Source organism: Streptacidiphilus jeojiensis, from assembly GCF_042510965.1.
GTDB lineage: Bacteria > Actinomycetota > Actinomycetes > Streptomycetales > Streptomycetaceae > Streptacidiphilus > Streptacidiphilus jeojiensis.
This window is the reverse complement of sequence record NZ_JBEUKS010000012.1, coordinates 58,048-75,158: the sequence shown is the minus strand read 5'-3', so window position 1 is coordinate 75,158 and position 17,111 is coordinate 58,048. Positions and strand designations below refer to the sequence as shown.

General features: G+C 73.2%; 14 protein-coding genes and 1 riboswitch. Of the genes, 10 read left to right on the top strand and 4 right to left on the bottom strand.

Features of this window, described 5'->3' with window-relative positions; genetic code table 11:
* Positions 1-25 precede the first annotated feature (25 nt).
* Positions 26-2,089: a phosphocholine-specific phospholipase C gene (locus ABUW04_RS29285; protein ID WP_380567416.1), complete on the top strand. Its 2,064-nt coding sequence runs from the start codon at positions 26-28 to the stop codon at positions 2,087-2,089.
* A 166-nt stretch (positions 2,090-2,255) separates the two neighbouring features.
* Entirely contained in the window at positions 2,256-3,341 is a 1,086-nt protein-coding gene (locus ABUW04_RS29280) for a glycoside hydrolase family 19 protein (RefSeq protein WP_380567415.1), read from the top strand.
* An 81-nt stretch (positions 3,342-3,422) separates the two neighbouring features.
* On the opposite strand, the gene ABUW04_RS29275 is transcribed toward ABUW04_RS29280, so the two are convergent.
* Positions 3,423-4,112, bottom strand: coding sequence for a (2Fe-2S)-binding protein (locus tag ABUW04_RS29275; protein WP_380567413.1), 690 nt, complete (start codon positions 4,110-4,112; stop codon positions 3,423-3,425).
* Positions 4,113-4,259: 147 nt separating this feature from the next.
* Here ABUW04_RS29275 and ABUW04_RS29270 point away from each other — a divergent pair, with 147 nt between their 5' ends.
* Positions 4,260-5,096: a siderophore-interacting protein gene (locus ABUW04_RS29270; RefSeq protein WP_030250037.1), complete on the top strand. Its 837-nt coding sequence runs from the start codon at positions 4,260-4,262 to the stop codon at positions 5,094-5,096.
* A gap of 92 nt (positions 5,097-5,188) precedes the next feature.
* Here the strand turns inward: ABUW04_RS29270 and ABUW04_RS29265 are convergent, their stop codons facing one another.
* Entirely contained in the window at positions 5,189-5,551 is a 363-nt protein-coding gene (locus ABUW04_RS29265; protein WP_030250035.1) for an ArsR/SmtB family transcription factor, read from the bottom strand.
* An 80-nt stretch (positions 5,552-5,631) separates the two neighbouring features.
* A riboswitch (cobalamin riboswitch) is annotated at positions 5,632-5,852 on the top strand.
* 34 nt (positions 5,853-5,886) lie between these two features.
* On the opposite strand from ABUW04_RS29265, the gene ABUW04_RS29260 reads away from it, so the two are divergent.
* Complete coding sequence (locus ABUW04_RS29260) at positions 5,887-7,014, top strand: HoxN/HupN/NixA family nickel/cobalt transporter (RefSeq protein WP_380567411.1); 1,128 nt, start codon at positions 5,887-5,889, stop codon at positions 7,012-7,014.
* A 31-nt stretch (positions 7,015-7,045) separates the two neighbouring features.
* On the opposite strand, the gene ABUW04_RS29255 is transcribed toward ABUW04_RS29260, so the two are convergent.
* Together ABUW04_RS29255 and ABUW04_RS29250 are read right to left on the bottom strand one after the other, a co-directional pair.
* On the bottom strand, positions 7,046-7,405 hold the full coding sequence (locus ABUW04_RS29255; protein ID WP_380567409.1) for a cupin domain-containing protein: 360 nt from the start codon (positions 7,403-7,405) through the stop codon (positions 7,046-7,048).
* Between the two features lie 54 nt (positions 7,406-7,459).
* Complete coding sequence (locus ABUW04_RS29250) at positions 7,460-7,831, bottom strand: nuclear transport factor 2 family protein (RefSeq protein ID WP_380567407.1); 372 nt, start codon at positions 7,829-7,831, stop codon at positions 7,460-7,462.
* Between the two features lie 96 nt (positions 7,832-7,927).
* Here ABUW04_RS29250 and ABUW04_RS29245 point away from each other — a divergent pair, with 96 nt between their 5' ends.
* The 6 genes from ABUW04_RS29245 (at position 7,928) to ABUW04_RS29220 (ending at position 17,103) form a co-directional block, all read left to right on the top strand.
* Complete coding sequence (locus tag ABUW04_RS29245; RefSeq protein WP_380567406.1) at positions 7,928-11,083, top strand: ATP-binding protein; 3,156 nt, start codon at positions 7,928-7,930, stop codon at positions 11,081-11,083.
* A 12-nt stretch (positions 11,084-11,095) separates the two neighbouring features.
* Positions 11,096-11,488 (top strand): SRPBCC family protein, encoded by a 393-nt coding sequence (locus ABUW04_RS29240; RefSeq protein WP_030250023.1) that lies wholly within the window; start codon positions 11,096-11,098, stop codon positions 11,486-11,488.
* A 149-nt stretch (positions 11,489-11,637) separates the two neighbouring features.
* Entirely contained in the window at positions 11,638-12,789 is a 1,152-nt protein-coding gene (locus tag ABUW04_RS29235) for a family 2 encapsulin nanocompartment cargo protein terpene cyclase (RefSeq protein WP_380567404.1), read from the top strand.
* Complete coding sequence (locus ABUW04_RS29230) at positions 12,786-13,637, top strand: geranyl diphosphate 2-C-methyltransferase (protein WP_380567402.1); 852 nt, start codon at positions 12,786-12,788, stop codon at positions 13,635-13,637. The genes ABUW04_RS29235 and ABUW04_RS29230 overlap by 4 nt, the downstream gene beginning before the upstream one ends.
* Positions 13,638-13,706: 69 nt before the next feature.
* Positions 13,707-14,198, top strand: a complete 492-nt coding sequence (locus tag ABUW04_RS29225; RefSeq protein ID WP_380567400.1) for a hypothetical protein — start codon at positions 13,707-13,709, stop codon at positions 14,196-14,198.
* 124 nt (positions 14,199-14,322) lie between these two features.
* Complete coding sequence (locus ABUW04_RS29220) at positions 14,323-17,103, top strand: helix-turn-helix transcriptional regulator (protein WP_380567398.1); 2,781 nt, start codon at positions 14,323-14,325, stop codon at positions 17,101-17,103.
* Positions 17,104-17,111 lie beyond the last annotated feature (8 nt).

Genomic DNA, 17,111 nt, shown 5'->3' with positions numbered 1-17,111 from the left:
AACTCTCTCGTTCCGGAGGACTCACGTGGCTCCCGTAACCCGCCGTACCTTCCTCGGTTCCGCCGCCGCACTCGGCGCGGTGCTCGGCCTGGACGCACTGCCCGGCACCGCGCCCAGCGCGGAGGCCGCGACCACGGGAACGATCGCCGACGTCAAGCACGTCGTCGTGCTCATGCAGGAGAACCGCAGCTTCGACCACTACTTCGGCACCCTCAAGGGCGTGCGGGGCTTCGGTGACCGCGCCACCGTCCAGCTCTCGGGCGGCTACAGCGTCTTCAACCAGCCCAACGGCAGCAGCCGCCAGTACCCCTGGCAGATGAGCACCACCGCGCCCGCCTCCGGCCAGACCGCCGAGACCATCGCCCAGTGCGACGGCTCGCTGGACCACTCCTGGTCGACCCAGCACAAGGCCTGGAACAGCGGGAAGATGGACTCCTGGATCTCCGCCAAGGGCACCAACCGGACCATGGGCTTCCTGTCCCGCAGCGACATCCCGTTCCACTACGCGCTGGCCGACGCCTACACCATCTGCGACGCCTACCACTGCTCGATCCTCTCGGCCACCGGCCCCAACCGCACCTACCTGTGGTCCGGCATGATCGACCCGTCCGGCAGCGCGGGCGGCCCGGCCTACGACGGCGGCGACGAGTCGGGCCTGTCCTGGCAGACCTACGCCGAGGCGCTGGAGAACGCCGGGGTGAGCTGGAAGGTCTACCAGAACGCCAGTGACAACTACGGTGACAACGGCCTCGCCTACTTCAAGCAGTTCAGCTCCGCCGCCACCAGCAGCGACCTCTACAAGCGCGGTATGGGCTCGGTGCCCAGCACCGGCTCGACGCCGGACGACATCGCCGCCGCGATCAAGGCCGACGCGCTCGCCGGGACGCTGCCGCAGGTCTCCTGGGTGGTCGCCAACCAGGCCTTCTCCGAGCACCCCGACGGCCCGCCGAACGACGGCGCGCACTTCGTCAACCTGGTGCTGCAGGCCATCGCGGCCGACACCACCACCTTCAACTCGACCGTGCTGTTCCTCAACTACGACGAGAACGACGGCTTCTTCGACCACGTCCCGCCGCCGGCCGCGCCGTCCGGGACCTCCGCGGAGTTCTACTCCGGCACCAACATCGGCCTGGGCTTCCGGGTTCCGATGATCATCGCCTCGCCGTGGACCCGCGGCGGCCACGTCGACTCCCGGGTCTACGACCACACCTCGGTGATCCGCTTCCTGGAGACCTGGACCGCCGCCCTGGGCACCCCGGCCGTCTGCGGCAACATCTCCGCCTGGCGCCGTCAGGTCTGCGGCGACCTCACCGGCGCCTTCGACTTCGCCAACCCGGTCTACGGCGCGCCGTCGCTCCCGGCCACCAGCACCGTCTTCGGCCAGGCCAACTGCGACCCGCTGCCCAACCCCGGCCCCACCACCAACGCGCTGCCCGCGCAGGAGTCCGGCACCAGGCCGGCCCGCGCGCTGCCCTACCAGCCCAACGCCTGGGTCGACCACCTGGAGTTCGACTCCGGCGGCAAGACCCTGGTCTGGATCCGGATGGCCAACCAGGGGGCGCAGGCCACCAGTTACGCGCACTACTCGATCTACGCCAACGCCTACCGCAGCGGCGGCCCCTGGCAGTACACCGTCGCCCCCTACACCGCGTCGACCGGCACCGACGGCACCACCAGCGACTACTTCAACGTCGGCACCGGCTACGGCAGCGGCAAGTACGACCTGACCTGCGTCGGCCCCAACCGGTTCCTGCGCCGCTTCACCGGCGACACCACCGCGGCCGGGAAGACCTGTGAGGCCACCACCAGCTACGCAGCCGCCCCGGACACCGGCGAGGAGGCGCTCTTCGTCCATCTGACCAACACCGGTACCAGCAGCGTCACCTTCACCGTCACCTCGAACAACTACCGCACCGACGGCCCCTGGACCTACCAGGCCGCCGCCGGAGCGACCGTGTCCGACTACTTCAACGCCGTTGCGTACCAGAACGGTTGGTACGACTTCACGGTCACCGTCAGCAGCGACGCCAGCTGGACCCGCCGGGTGACCGGCCACATCGAGACCGGAGCGGCCAGCGTCAGCGGCTGAACCGGTCGTCCGGTCGGCGAGAAATCGGAAAGTCGGGCCCGTCCGGTATTGACAGGTATAGACCAATGGAGTTGAGTCTTCATCACGTCCCTCGTTGAGAGCGCTTCCAAGGGGGACGAATCCGTCCCCCACGACGTGCGGCCCCACCCGCACGAAGGAGTGACCCATGCGCCAACAGCGCCGGATATTCGCGCTGCTCGCCGCCCTCGCCCTCGCCTTCGGTATCGCCGCGGTCCTTCCCACCGCCAATGCCGCCACGGTGAGCTGCGCGGCAAGCTGGAGCTCGACGACCGTCTACACCAACGGGAACATCGCCTCGTACAACAGCCACAACTGGAAGGCCCAGTGGTGGACCCAGAACGACACCCCCGGTGGTTCGGTGGGCGTCTGGGCCGACCAGGGAGCCTGTGGAGACGGCGCCGGCGGCGGCACGACCACGCCGCCCGCCAGTGGCGGCTGCTCCTACCCCGCCTGGGTGGCCGGCACCTCGTACACGGCCGGGACCATCGTCCAGTACAGCAACGGGCTCTACTACCAGGCGACCCACGACAACCCGGGCTACGACCCGACCATCAGCACCTGGTACTGGTCCCCCTACACCTGCACCGGCACCGGTGGCGGCACCACGACCGCGCCCAGCACCGGATTCCCGGTCAGCGAGGCCCAGTTCGACCAGATGTTCCCGAGCCGGAACTCCTTCTACACCTACAGCGGCCTGGTCACGGCGCTCAGCAAGTACCCCGGCTTCGCCACCACCGGCAGCAGCACGGTGCAGAAGCAGGAGGCCGCCGCGTTCCTGGCCAACGTCAGCCATGAGACCGGTGGTCTGGTCTACATCAACGAGGTCGACCAGTCCGGCAACTACTGCGCGGCGGAGTCCTACGGCTGCCCGGCCGGCACCTACGCCTACTACGGCCGCGGTCCGATGCAGATCAGCTGGAACTTCAACTACGAGGCGGCCGGCAACGCGCTGGGCGTCGACCTGCTCGACAACCCCGGCCTGGTCGCGACCGACGCGGCCGTCTCCTGGGAGACCGCGCTGTGGTACTGGATGACCGACACCGGCCCCGGCACCATGACCGGCCACAACGCCATGGTCAACGGCGCCGGCTTCGGCCAGACCATCTGGGCCATCAACGGCAGCATCGAGTGCAACGGCGGCAACACCGCCGAAATGCAGGACCGGGTCAACAAGTACGAGTCCTACGCCGCGATCCTCGGCGTCTCCCCGGGCTCCAACCTCACCTGCTAGAACCGCTCGCGGCCGACACGGCGCCGTCTCCCGCCCCCTTCCGGGCGGGGGGGGCGGCGCCGTCCCGTTCAGCCGTCCCGTTCAGCGGGACAGCACGCAGTCCCCGCACAGCGCGCCGGCCCCGCCGGGGGCGGCACGGTAGATCAGGCAGCAGCTGCGGCGACGGAACCGGCCGGTACCCGGGGGCACCGGCGCAACGGTGTCGCGCAGCAGCGGATGCGCCAGCAGCAACGCGGCCGCGGCCCGGGCCTCGGCGGCCAGTTCCGGACGCGCCCCGGCCAGCACGGTCGCGGCGCCGTTGACCGCGGAGGCGACATTGCCCCACAGCACCTTCGGGCTGACGGACAGTCCGGCCGTGGCCAGGACCAGTTCCCGGACCGGGCCTGCAAGGAGGTCGTCCGGCGTCCCGGGCTCGAAGGCGGCGGCGTCGAAGGAGAGCGGGAACGCCCCGCCGGGGACCGGCTGCCAGCGGGCCAGGTCCAGAGCCGGGCGCGGCCAACGGCCGGACAGCACGGCGACGCCCAGGGTCGGCGAGACCAGCCTGGCGGTCAGGCCCAGTTGGGTCACCGAGGCGGCCACCCGCAGCTCCACGACCGCGACGGCTTGCCCACCGGCGGCGGCGAGGTGGCCGCGGACGCCGTCCACCCGCTCCCGCAGCACGGCCGGATCCTCGACCAGGGTGCGCAGCTCCTGCCACGGCGGACGGGCAGGTTCGTCCCGATGGTGGGTGTCGAGTGCGAAGAACGGCCCGAGGGCCGCGAGCTGGTCCACGGAGGAGCCTCCTTCAGGGGACCGTGATCATGCCGTCGCAGCATAACGGGGCAGCTCGCAAAGGCTTGGAAAGGTAAGGTTTCCGGGATCGCCGGGTCCTCCCCTGCACTATGGGGGTCACAGGTTCGAAATCCCCAGGGAGTGTTTATGGCAGGCCGACCGGAGCGTCGTCCACAGCAGACCCACCGCGGCCGGGTGGAGCGCGTCGAGCGGCTCACCCCGCACATGATCCGGGTGGTCCTCGGCGGCGAGGGCCTGGCGGCCTTCGCCACCCGCGGACTCACCGACCACTACATCAAGATCCAGTTCCCGCGCCCCGGCGTGGTCTATCCGGACCCCTTCGACCTGGCCGTGATCCGTGCCGAACTCCCGCGCGAGGACTGGCCGGTGACCCGCACCTACACCGTGCGGCGCTGGGACCCGGAGGCGGGCGAGCTGACCGTGGACTTCGTCCACCACGGCGACGAGGGCGTGGCCGGGCCCTGGGCCGCGCAGGCCCGACCCGGCGACGAGATCCACTTCGGCGGCCCCGGCGGCGGCTACGCCCCGTCCCCCGACGCCGACTGGTACCTGCTGGCCGGCGACGAGAGCGCGCTGCCGGCCATCGCCGCCGCCCTGGAGCAGCTGCCCGAGGGTGCCACCGCCCATGTCTTCGTCGAGGTGGCCGGCCCCGAGGAGGAGCAGAAGCTGTCCACCCCGGGCGAGGCCGAGATCACCTGGCTGCACCGCGGCGCCGAGCGGATCGGCGAGCCCCTGGTGCGGGCCGTCTCCGCGCTGGACTTCCCGGCCGGCCTCCCCGAGGCGTTCGTGCACGGCGAGGCCGGCTTCGTGAAGGAGTTGCGCCGGCTGCTGCGGGTCGAGCGGAGCATCCCGCTGGACCGGCTGTCCATCTCCGGCTACTGGCGGACCGGCCACGACGAGGACGGCTGGCAGTCCTCCAAGCGGGAGTGGAACCGCAGCGTCGAGGAGGAGCAGGAGGGCTGAGACCGCCCGACCCGCCGCAGTTGTCCACGATCCGGGGACAACTGCGGCGCGGGTCAGCCCTGCGGGCCGGCCCCTCAGGTCGGCCCCTCGGGTCACCCCTGGGCGGCGGCCCCGAGCGAGTCCAGCAGTGCGGCCGTGCGGGCGTCGCTGAGCCGGTAGCGGACGATGCGCCCGTCCTTGTGCGGGGTGACCGTGCCCGAGGCCCGCAGCAGCCGTAGCATCTGGGACACCGCGGTGTCGGAGATCCCGGTGGCGATGGCCAGGTCGGTGACGGCGATCGGGCCGCCGTGGTGCACCGCCAGCAGCAGGGCTAGCCGCCCCGGCTCCCCCAGCAGCGCGAACCGCGAGGACCACTCGGCGATCCTGGCGGTGTCGCCGATGCCCTCGATGGCCTCGCAGACGGTGTGCTCGTCGATGGTGCGCCGGTGCGCGCGCTCCTCCGGAACCAGATGCATGCGCCCCACTCCACCCCAGAACCCGAGTGAGATGCAACACCTGCACAGCTGTGCAGGCTTGTTGATCTGCCTCCGCCCGCCTACGGTGGTTCAGCCGTGGTGTTCGGGAAGACCGGTGACGGGCCCTCAGGGGTCCCAGACCGGAGCGGCCCTCGCCACTGTGATCGGGAAATCTCCGCACCGCACCTGCTCCTCGACCGGGGAGCAGGCGGCCACTGGGCGCGCCCGCGCGCCTGGGAAGGCCGGGGACGGAGGTGTCATACCCGTCAGCCAGGAGACCGGCCACGGCACCGCACGACTCACTGTCCACGAGGTGCTGGAGAGGCTGCCCCCATATGTCCATGCCCGGAATCCCCACCCCGCCGACCGGCGCGACCGCACCGGCAACCGCGATACCGACCACGCCCGTGCTCCGCTGGGAGCGCCGCGACTGGATCCGCACCGGCGGGCTGATGGCGGTGATCGCCGCGCTCCATGTCGTCGCCTTCGGGATCCTGGCCGTCATGGTCGCCCCGCACCACTACACCGTGGGCAAGCAGGTCTTCGGTCTCGGTCTCGGCGTCACCGCCTACACCCTGGGCATGCGGCACGCCTTCGACGCGGACCACATCGCCGCCATCGACAACACCACCCGCAAGCTGATGGCCGACGGCAAGCGGCCGATCTCGGTCGGCTTCTGGTTCGCGCTGGGCCACTCCACCATCGTGGTGGTGCTGGCGGCCGGCATCGCCGCCGGGGCGCGCTTCGCCGGCACCCTGACCAACGACTCCTCCAGCACCCACCAGGCCCTGGGCGTGGTCAGCACCAGTGTCTCCGGCGGCTTCCTCTACCTGATCGCCGCGCTCAACCTGGTCTCCCTGTTCGGCATCCACCGGGTGTTCCGGGCGATGCGCCAGGGGCAGTTCGACGAGCACGAGTTGGAGAAGCACCTGGACAGCCGCGGCTTCATGAACCGCATCCTGGGGCGGCTCACCAAGTCGATCACCCGCCCCGGCCAGATGTACCCGGTCGGCCTGCTGTTCGGCATCGGCTTCGACACCGCGACCGAGGTCACCCTGATGGTCATGGCCGGCTCCGGCGCGGCGGCGGGCCTGCCCTGGTACGCCATCCTGTGCCTGCCGCTGCTGTTCGCCGCCGGGATGAGCCTCTTCGACACCCTCGACGGCACCTTCATGAACTTCGCCTACCACTGGGCCTTCTCCAACCCGGTACGCAAGGTCTACTACAACCTCACCATCACCGGCCTCTCCATCGCCGTCGCGTTCCTGATCGGCACGATCGAGCTGGTCGGGGTGCTGCACGACCAGCTCGGGCTGGACGATCCGGTCAGCAACTGGATCTCCGCGGTCAACCTCAACAACGTCGGCTTCGTCATCGTCGGGCTGTTCGTGGCCGTCTGGGCCTGCGCGCTGGCCTACTGGCGGCTGGCCAAGGTGGAGCACCGCTGGGGGCACCGGGCCTGAGACCGGTGCCCCGCGGTGCCGCCAGGTGCCGCTAGGCCCCGTGGGCGTAGTCGAGCGCGCCCATCCAGTCCACCACTACGACCTCCTGGTCCCCGACGACCCAGGCGTCGTGTCCCGAGGGCAGCGCGGTGACCTGACCGGGCGTGGCGTCGAATTCGGTGCCGTCGGCCATCCTGATCCGCAGGGTGCCGGAGACGTGGTACTGGAAGTGCGGCGCCTCGCACCACTCGGTGCCGGCGATCGGCTTGACGTCCGTGGACCAGCGCCAGCCGGGCTGCAGCACCAGGCGGCCGATGGCGGCGCCCTCGACGGTGAGGATCTCCGCACGTCCGTGGTCGAACCGGCGGACCTCGTCGGGTGCGGCGAAATCGCGGTGCTCGGTCTGCTTCATGATCGCGTCCCTTCTCTTCCTTCTCGCCACTCGTCGTTCGTCACTCGTCGTTCGTCACTCGTCCCAGGCCTGCACGCAGGTCTGCCGGACGATCCGTCCGTCGTCGCCGAGGTCCAGCACGGCCGAGCAGAGCACCCGCACGCCGTCCGGGTAGCGGCAGGACTCCAGGAAGGCGACGTGCCCGCCGTCGACCAGGACCCGCTCCAGGGTGTGCGTCATGTCCCTGCCGCTGATCTCCTCCAGGTGGTCCGCGATCTGTTCGCGGCCCTTCAGCGACCGCGGGCTGCTCGGCTGTGACTGCCGGTCGACCAGGAACAACTCCGCGTCATCGGCGTACAGGCCGATCAGGGCCGCCGCGTCCCGCTCCTCGACCCCGCGCCGCAGCGCCTCGGTGTCGAAACCGGAAGCCGTCTGCAAGGTGTTCATCGCCCTCTCCCTTCCTCCGGCCCCCACCCTGCGCCGGCACCGTCAATCCACCGTCAAGCCCCAGGTGACCGGCGGGTACGCGGGTACGCTGAAACGGTGGCGCTCAGCATCCGGCTGTTCGGCGAGCTCGAAGCGGAGCTCGACGGGCAGCGGATCGGACTACCGGCCGGACGAGCCTGCGAGCTGCTGGCCTGGCTGGCGCTGCACCCGGGGCCGCAGCCCCGGCCGCGCCTGGCCGCCCGGTTCTGGCCCGACGCCCCGGACAGCGCCGCCAGGGCCAGCCTGCGCAGCGCCGTCTGGGCCCTGCGCACGGCCTTCGGCCCGGCCGGAGCCCGGCAGCTGACCGCGGACCGCGGCAGCGTCGGCCTGTGCCGGGACGGGCTGACCGTGGACCTGGACGAGTTCCGGCGCCTGGTCGACCTGGGACGGCCGGCGGACGCCGTCGGCCTCTGCCGGGGCGAGCTGCTGCCGTCCTTCGGGCAGGACTGGGCGGTGGAGGCCCGTGAACAGCACGCCGTCCGGCTGTCCGCCGCGCTCTCGGCCCTGGCCGAGCGCTACCGGCAGGAGGAGGACCTCCCGGCCGCGATCGCGGCCGTCCGCCGACAGGTCGCGCTGCTCCCCTTCGACGAGGCCGCCGCACGGACGCTGATGGCGCTGCTGGCGGAGTCGGGCGACACCCCCGCGGCCCTGGAGGCCTACGCACGGCTGCGGAGGCAGCTGGCCGAGGAGTTGGACACCGGCGTCGGACCGGAGACGGCCGCCCTGGCCCGGAGGCTGCGGGCCGCCGCCCGGGGGCCGACCGGACCGGGCACCGGGCGGTCCCGCCTCATCGGCAGGGCCGAGGAGACCGCGACGCTGACCAGTGCCTGGCGCGAGGCCGCCGCCGGACGGGGCTCGGTACTGCTGCTCAGCGGCGACGGCGGGATGGGCAAGACCCGGTTGGTCCAGGAGTTGGGGCAGCTGGCCGCCGACGAGGGCGCCCGCACCCTGACCGGCTATGCCGGCGGCCCCGGCGGGGGCGCCCCGTTCGCCCTGTGGGTGGACCCGCTGGGCCTGCTGGTCGACGATCCGACCAGGGCCGACCCGCTGATCGATCCCAGGACGGAGCGGATCCGGCAGCTGGAACGGGCCACCCAGGCGCTGCTGCGGGCCGTCCGCGCGGAGCCGCTGCTGCTGGTCCTGGAGGACGTGCACCGGGCCGACCCGTCCAGCCTGGAACTGCTCGCCTACGTCGGACGGCGGATCGCCGGGCAGCTGCCCGCGCTGCTGGTGGCGACCTGCCGGCGGATGCCCAGACGCCCCGAACTGGACGCCGCGGTGGCGGCGCTGCGCGCCTCGGGCAGCCTCGGCCGGGAGATCGAACTCGGCCCGCTGCCGCTGCCGACGATCCGTCGCATCGCGCTCTGCCAGGGCAACTTGACGGAGGATCAGGCGTCTGGGATCGCCCGTGTCGCCGACGGCAACCCGCTGCTCGCGGTCGAGACCGCCAAGGGGGTCGCCCTGCGCGGTGCGGATCTGCCGGCCGGACTGCGCGGCGCCGTCCGCGCCGCCTGCGAGCGGCTCGGCCCCGGGGCGCGCCGGCTGACCGACTACCTGGCCGCCGCCGGACGCGAGCTCAGACCGTCGGAGCTGGCCGCGCTGCCGTTGGCCGACGTGCGGCGCGCGGCCGGGGAGGCCCTCGGCTCCGGGCTGCTGGTCTACTCCGAGGCATCGGCCGGGGTCGGCTTCCGGCACGCACTGCTGCGCGAGGCCTGCTACGCGGACCTGCCGGCGCCGGAGCGCAGCGCGCTGCACGCGGATCTCGCCGAGGTGCTGGCCGCCGGAGCGGCCCGGTCGGCGGCCACCGGCACCGGCACCGCACGCAGCGCGAGCCGCGCCCGCTCCGCCGCCGAGCTGGGCCGGCACCTGCGGCTGTCCGGACAGGACGGCCCGGCCGGCGCCCGTTTCGCCGAGGCGGCCGCGGCGGCCCGCGCCGTCTGCGCCCTGCCGGAGGCGGCCGCCTTCCTCCGCGAGGCGCGCGAGCTCGCCCCGGACTCGGTCGAGATCCTGCTGGACCTCGCCGAGGTGGAGGCCTGGCGCGGGCGGCTGCCCAGCTCCGACGAGGCCTTCGAGCGGGCCGTGGAGCAGCTCGCCCCCTCCGACGGCCCGGCGCTGACCCGGGCCTGGCTGCGGCGCGGGCACTGGCTCCGCGGCGGCGTCTGCCACCCGCGCGAGTCGCGGCGCTCCTACCTCAGCGCGCTGGACCTGCTCGACCGGGCTCCGCAGGACGACCCGGAGGCCAGGGCGGAGGCCCTGGCCGGGCTGGCCTGGGCCCAGGCCGTCGCGGGCGACCCGGACCAGGTCGAGCGGATCCTGCGGCAGGTCGCCGAGGTGACCGGCCACCGCGCCCCGGGCGACCTGCTGGCCCACGACATCGGCTCGGCCCGCGGCCATGCCCTGATCCGCACCGGACGGCTGGTGCAGAGCTACGGGCCGCTGGTGGCCGCGGCGGCCTCGGCGGGGCGGGCCGGGCGCCCGGACCTGGCCTACGGCTGCATGATGAACGCGGCGAGCGCGGCCGCCGCGGCCGGCGAGTGGGACCGGGCCCTGGACTTCGCCGACCGCTGCCTGGCCCTGGTCGTCCCCAACGGGCTGCTCCGCAACACCGTGGGCACGCACTGCGCGCGGGCCTCGGCGCTGCGCAGACTGGGCCGCACCGCCGAGGCCCGGACCGCCTGCGAGCAGGCCAGGGCGATCGCGGAGCTCACCGGGCTGGCGGAGCTGCAGGCACTGGTCCACCACGACCTCGGCCTGCTCGCCCTGGCCACCGGCTGCCCGGAGGCGGCCGCCGACGAGCTGGAACTGGCGCTGGCTCCCGAGGCGCCGGTCAGCAGACCGCGGACCCGGCTGCTGCTGGCCGAGGCACTGGCCCGCTCCGGCCGGCCGGCCGAGGCGGAGGTGCAGCTCAGGGCGGCGGCGCTGGAGCCGGTCGCCGCGAGCGACTTCCCCGACACCCTGGTCGCCCGGATGTGCCACGTCCAGGGCCTGATCGCGGTCGCCCGGGGGGACGGAGCGCTGGCGCTGCGCCGGCTCGCGGAGTCCGCGGCGGCGTGGGAGCGCCGGGGCACCAGGTTCGACGGCGAGGCCGTCCTCGGGGCGCTGATCGACCTGGGGCGGCCGCCGATCGGCTCGCTGGTCGAACCCGCCCTGGAACTGGCCGCCGTACGGACCGACCTCGCCGCGCTCGCGGCGGCACTCCACTCGACCAGCTGAGGAGGCGTCACCATGCCGGAGTTCGACGACAGCGTGATCGCGGCGGCGGCGCCGGAGGAGGTCTGGAAGCTGCTCTACGACCCGTCCCGCTTCCCGCAGTGGTGGGCCGGCGTCGGCTCCGTGGACAGCCGCACGGACGCCGGGTTCACCCTGTACCCGGAGGGCTACCCGGACTTCCCGATGCCCCAACTGGTCAGTTCCGACCCGGCGGGGCGCACGGTGACCATCTCCTGCCTGGTCTCCGACCTCCGCTTCGAGTGGCGGCTCCGTCCCGTCGCCGGGGGCACCGAGATCAGCGCGCATGTGGTGATCCCACCGGCCGAGGCCCACCGCCTCGCCGCACAGACCGCGACGATCAGCGCCTCGCTGCACCGCCTGGCGACCCTGGCCGCCGAATCGGAGTGAACACCGCGCGGCGCGCCCTCCCGCACTCCTATTGCGCCGACTTCTGCGCGCACTGGTTCGCCGACGCCCGATTCGGACTTTGCATCCCCGGAAATCCTTCTTCCAGGGGGAGTTGAATTCCACGGGAACGCCTGAGCGAAGGAGAAGGTGTGTCGCTTTTCGACCGCATTTCCCAACCCGGCCCGGAATGGCGAAGAATCGAACACGCCCTTTCCGGACCCACCGGGCTGGGCACCTCCGCGGCCCGGGTCCCCCGCGCCCGCCGTCCGCCGGAGGACGGGCCGGAGGAGTCGGACGGCTCCTCCCCCGGCGCCGCCCGCGGCTCGGTCCGGGTGCCGCCGCTGCACTGCCCCGACGCGGTACGGGACGATCCGGCGCTCGGGGAGGAGGTCAACAACCGGCTGGTGGACTGGGCCGAGGAGATGGGGCTCTTCCAGGGACGGCTGGAGCGGCTGCGTTCGCACCAGTTCGGACGGCTGTTCATGCTGGCCCACCCCGACTGCGACGACCCCGACCGCCTGCTGGTCGCGGCCAGGTGCGGCCTGGCCGAATGGGCCGTCGACGACCACTGGGTGGACGAGGGCGAGGACACCACCCCGGAACTGCTCGGCCACCGGCTGGCGCTGACCCATGCGGTGGTCGACCCGGTCCGGCTCCCGGCCCGCTACCTGGCGCAGTTCGAGCAGGTGGTGCGGCAGGAGCCGGTGCTGCGCGCCTTCCGCTCCTGCCTCGACCACCTGGCCGGGATCGCCAGCCCGACCCAGATGGCCCGGCTCCGGCACGAACTGGCCGTGATGTTCGTGGGCTACTCCCAGGAGGCGCACTGGCGCTCCTCCGGCCGCACCCCGGCGGTCTGGGAGTACCTGCTGCACCGCTACGAGAACGCCTTCTTCCCCTGCATGGTCCTGATCGACCCGATCGGCGGCTACGAGCTGCCCGCCCACGAGTTCGCCGACGCCCGGGTCCGCCGCACCTACCTCTACGCGGCCACCGCCAACGTGCTGCTCAACGACCTCTACTCGATGAGCAAGGAGGACCCCACCGACACCAATCTGCCCAACCTCATCGCCGCGGAGGAGCACTGCTCGCTCCAGGAGGCGGTGGACCGCGCGGCGCAGATCCACGACGAGCTGATGTACACCATCGAGGCGGAGGCCGCGCTGCTGAGCGCGGCCGGCTCGCCCCAGCTCCGGCGGTTCCTGGCCGGGCTGTGGGCCTGGATGGGCGGCAGCAAGGAATGGCACGCCACCAGCGCCCGGTACAACGACTCCCCCTCCCCCGAAGAGAAGGACGCGACTTGACCGCCACTCAGGACTCCCCCCTCGCCAGCCCCTACCAGCACTCCGTCGCCTCGTACTGGAACGCCGAGAAGAACCCGGTCAACCTCCGCCTCGGCGAGGTGGACGGCACCTACCACCACCACTACGGCATCGGCGAAGCGGACTGGTCCGTCCTGGAGGGACCGGAGGAGACCCGCGAGGAGCGGACCATCAGGGAGCTGCACCGCCTGGAGTGCGCCCAGGCCGACCTCCTGGCCGACCACCTCGGCGACATCACCCCCGAGGACCGGCTGATGGACTCCGGCTCGGGCCGCGGCGGCGGCAGCTTCGTGGCCAACCGGCGGTTCGGCTGCCGGGTGGACGGGGTGTCCATCTCGGAGACCCAGGTGGCCTTCGCCAACGAGCAGGCGCGGAAGGCGGGGGTGGACGGCAAGGTCCGCTTCCACCTCAAGAACATGCTGGACACCGGCTTCGGGACGGGTTCCTTCCGCGGCATCTGGAACAACGAGAGCACCATGTACGTGGACCTGTCCCTGCTGTTCGCCGAGTACTCGCGGCTGCTGGCCCGCGGCGGCCGCTACGCCACCATCACCGGCTGCTACAACGACACCTACGGCCTGCCGTCCAGGGCCGTCAGCCAGATCAACGCCCACTACATCTGCGACATCCACTCGCGCAGCACCTACTTCAGGGAGATGGCCGCGAACCGGCTGGTGCCGGTCACCGTGGTCGACCTCACCGCGGCCACCATCCCCTACTGGGAACTGCGCGCGCAGTCGTCCCTCACCACCGGGATCGAGGACGCCTTCCTCAGCGCCTACAAGGACGGCAGCTTCCAGTACCTGCTGATCGCCGCCGACCGGGTCTGACCACCGCGTACTCTTGCCCTCCGGACCAGTGAGGTCCACGAACGGGGGGTAGTACCGATGGTCTTCAGCATGCACGGAACAGCAGGTCGGGCGGGCTCGGCAGTCGCGGTCGCGCTGCTGGCGGCGGGGTGTTCGGCGGCCTCGCCGCACCGCCCCGCCGCAACCGCCTCCGCCGACGCAGCAGTTCCGGCGACGCAACCGAGCAGCGCACCGTGGGTGGACCCGGCCCAGAACCTGCTGGCGGAGGACGGCTTCAAGCTGATCGCCCGGAGCGGGAAGCAGACCCTCAACGGCTACCAGGGCACCCTGGCGGCGCACCGGGACGGCGGGACGGTCGACACCGCGATCGAGTGCCAGGGCGTGGGGAAGCTGACGGTCACGATGGGCGTTACCTCGTTCACCTTCCCCTGCACCAAGTCGCCCTCCGGGGAGACCAACGAGGACGCCACCGGGTTGTTCTCAGCGGCGACCGACGTCTACTCCGTAACCGCACCGTCGGGTGTGGTCTGGGCCGTCGCCGTCGCCTGGGCACCCTCGACGAATGTGCCGCAGAACTCCTGACTCACAGGTACGCCTTCTTGACGCCGCGCCCGCGGCACGCTGGGATTGCTGTCACTCCATGTCGGGGTGTCAGGTCCATGGCGTAGCAGGCGCGGCGGGGGTACTCAGGAGGACGGACGGTTCCATGCAACCAGTACCGAGCGGCAGCACCCCTCCGATCGGCCGCGACCTGCTCCTCGCCGCGGCCCGCGACGCCCTCCGCCCCGACCGGGGGCTGCTGCTCACCGGTCCGGCCGGGATCGGCAAGAGCGCGGTGCTGGACGCCCTCGCCGCGGAGGCCGCCGCCGCCGGCGTCCTGGTACTGCGCAGCGCACCCGTCCCGGAGGAGTCCGTACTCCCCTACGCCGCCCTCGGCGACCTGCTGTCCTGCGTGCCCCCCGACCTCCTCGCCCAGCACCCGCCGCTGCTGCTGCGCACCGCGCCCGGCACCGCCCAGGACCGGCTGGCCCTGCACACGGCCGCGGTCCGGCTGCTGCGGACGCTGGTCCAGGACTTCCCCGTGCTGCTGGTCCTGGACGGACTCCAGGACCTCGACCCGCCCAGCGCCGCCGTGCTCTCCTTCCTGACCCGCCGGGCGGCCTCACTGGCGGTCACCGTGGCCGCCGCCGAACGCACCGGCTCCGGCGAATCCGCGCTGCGCAACCGGCTCTGCCCGCCGACCGCGCTGGAGCTGGCCGTCCCCCCGCTCTCCGAGGACGCCGTCGAGGAGCTGATCCTCCGCCAGGGGGGCGCGACGCCGATCCGGGAGCTGCGCCGGATCCAGCAGCTCTCCGCCGGAAACCCCTTCTACGCAAGGGAGTTGGCCCTGGCCGTGCACAACCGTCCGCAGCCCGGCGGCCGTTGGGCCGAGGAGGAGACGCCGGTACCGCGCCGGCTGCGCAACCTGCTGCTGGCCCCGACCCGGGCGCTGCCCCCGCAGTCCCGTTCCGCACTGCTGCTGGCCGCCTGCTCGCCGCAGCCCACGCTCGGCCTGCTGCACGCCGCCGGCGTCGCCGATCCGGTGGCCGCCCTCGCCGAGGCCGAACGCCTGGGCCTGGTCTCGGTCGCGGCCCACGGCCGGGTACGGCTGCGGCACCCGCTGCTGGGTGCGGCGCTGCAGGCCGAGGCGCTGCTCCGGGAGCGGATCGCGGTCCACACGGCCCTCGCCGCGGCCACCGTGGAACCCATCGCCAGAGCCCGGCACCTGGCCCTGGCCCGCCCCAGGGAGGACGCCGAGGTGGCCGCCGCCCTCGCCGCCGCCGCCGACGTGGCCCGGCACCGCGGCGAAGCCGACACCGCCTACGAGCTCACCGCCCTCGCCGCCGAGCACACCCCCGCCGCCGACCCCCGGCAACGCACCGCGCACCTGCTCGCCGCCGCGGCCCACGCCGCCGACGCGGGCCTGCACGAGGACGCCCGCCGCTGCGCCGCCGGGGTGCTCACCGACTCCGCCGACCCGGCCCAGCGGGTCCGGGCCCGGATGATCCTGCTGGAGACGGTGGGACAGGCACTGGACGAGGCGGGGGGCCTGATCCAGGGCGGGCTCACCGACGCCGGGGACGACCCGGCGCTGCTGGCACCGCTCTACTTCTGGTCCGCCGTCCGGGAGTTGCTGGGCGGCCGGACCGGCACCGCCGCGGCCGAGGCGCAGCGGGCGGCGACCCTCGCCTTCGCCGCCGAGGACCGGGCCACCCGGGTGGAGGCGCTGGGCCTGGTCGCCACCGTGCAGGGGCTGCGCGGCAACCCGATGGCCGCCGACGCCGCGCTGGAACTGGCACTGCACCTGGCCGCGGCCGAGCAGAGCGCCAGCCTGCTGCGCCGGCTGGCCCTGGCCCAGCTCGACGCCGACCAGGTGCCGCAGGCCCGACGCCGGGTCACCGCGCTGCTGGACCCCGGCGCCGGGGCCGAGGGGGTGGAGGACACCCTGGCCACCCTGGTCGCCCTGGTCCGGATCCAGACCAGGGCCGGGGAGTGCCGCCAGGCCCTGGCCACCGCCGAACGCTGCACCGCGCTGGTCGCCGACGCCGGCCAGCCCTCTCCGCTGGCCGCCTACGCCGCCGCGCTGGCCGAGGCGGCCGGCGGCAGCACCGCCCGCGCGGCCGAGCTGGCCCAGCACGCCGTCGACGGCTGCGCGGCCGCCAGCGACCGGCTGTTCCAGGTCCGCGCGCTGGGGGTGCTGGGCCAGGCGCTGCTGCTGACCGGCCGGGCCGAGGGCGCCGCCCGGGCCGGTGAGGCGCTGCAGCGGGCCCGCGAGCTGAGCGAGGCCATGGAACTGGCCGATCCCGACACGGTCCGGCGTCTCGCCGACCTGGTGGAGGCGCTGCTGCAGTCCGGCGAGACCACGGAGGCGAGCACCGTGCTCGCGGAGTCGCGCAGGCTCACCGGCGGCTGGCCCGGCTCCTGGGGCACGGGCGCGGTGGCGGCGCTGGACCGCGCCGAAGGCCTGGTCCTGGCGGCCCTGGGACAGACCGAGGAGGCCATCGCGGCGCTGCGAGTCTCCGCCTCCCGGCTGCAGGACCTGCCGCTCCCGCTGGAGCTGGCCCGCACCCTGATCGCCTGGGGCGCGGTCGAACGCCGGGCCCGGCACCGCGCGGCGGCCCGCGCCGTACTGGCCGAGGCCGAGACGGTCTGCCGGACGCTGCGCGCCGAACCGCTGCTGCTGCGGATCGAGCAGGAACGCGAACGCCTGGAACCGGGCGACCGGGCCGGCGCGGCGGACGACCTGACGGCCAGTGAGCACCGCGTCGCCGAACTCGTCGCCGGCGGCGCCACCAACCGCGAGGTCGCCGCGGCGCTGTTCGTCAGCATCAAGACCGTCGAGGGCACCCTGTCCCGGGTCTACCGCAAGCTCGGCGTCCGCTCCCGCACCGCCCTCACCCGCGCCGTCGCCGCCCCCGGCCGGGCCGTGCTCACCACCCCGCACTGACGGTCCGT